Raw genomic sequence first — 1,003 nt, forward strand, 5'->3', positions numbered from 1 at the left:
ACGCAAGAGCGTTGAGCCGATGGCGGCTCGAACGGCCCCGGCACGGACGGCCGCGCAGCATCAGTCGTTGCTGCATTTTATCGGCAACGCGACCTGGTCGGACGAGGACGTGTTGGCCAAGGTGCGCGAGATGGTGTTGCCGGCGATCGAGAAGGAGGGCCCGATCGAGGCCTGGATCATCGACGACACGTCGTTCCCGAAGCAAGGCAAGCACTCGGTCGGCGTTCACCACCAATATTGCGGTCAGCTCGGCAAGCAGGCCAATTGCCAGGTGGCAGTGTCCTTGTCGATTGCCAACCATGTCGCCAGCCTTCCGGTGACGTATCGGCTGTACCTGCCGGAACCCTGGGCGAAGGATCGCGCACGCCGGAAAAAGGCGGGTGTTCCGAAGGAGATCAAGTTCAAGACCAAGCCGGAGATCGCGTTGGAGCAGATACGTTGGGCTTGCGAAGCCGGACTGCCGCGCGGCGTCGGATTGATGGATACGGCCTACGGCAACGACTCGCGGCTACGCGCGGGCATGACAGCCTTGGGCGTGCTCTATGTGGCCGGCATCTTGCCGAACACCTTGATGTGGCGACCCGGCACGGGCCCGCGGCGCAAGGACAGGCCGCTGAACAACACCGGCCGCCGCGACGAGCCCGATCTGGTCTCGGCCAAGGAGGTAATACTTGCTCTACCGAAGCAGGCCTGGCGCACGGTGACGTGGCGGGAAGGCTCGGCCGACCGGCTGTCCTCGCGCTTTGCACGTGTGCGCGTCCGTGTCGGATACAACAAGCTGATCCCCGAGAAGCTGTCGCCGGAGTGGCTGCTGGTCGAATGGCCGGAGGGGGAAGCAGAGCCCACCAAATACTGGCTCGCCACGCTGCCGGAGACCATCAGCTTCGAGCGGCTCGTCGATCTCGCCAAGCTGCGTTGGCGCATCGAGCGTGACTATCAGGAGTTGAAGCAGGAGGTCGGACTCGGTCACTACGAGGGACGCGGCTGGCGCGGCTTCCATCAC

The 1,003-nt window shown here is 64.3% G+C and carries 1 protein-coding gene; it reads left to right on the forward strand.

Annotated features, from left to right (window positions below):
- A partial coding sequence (locus IC50_RS38210) for an IS701 family transposase (protein WP_035716860.1) occupies nucleotides 1-1,003 on the forward strand: 1,003 nt, incomplete at both ends.

This window comes from Bradyrhizobium genomosp. I (2014), from assembly GCF_000261685.1.
GTDB lineage: Bacteria > Pseudomonadota > Alphaproteobacteria > Rhizobiales > Xanthobacteraceae > Bradyrhizobium.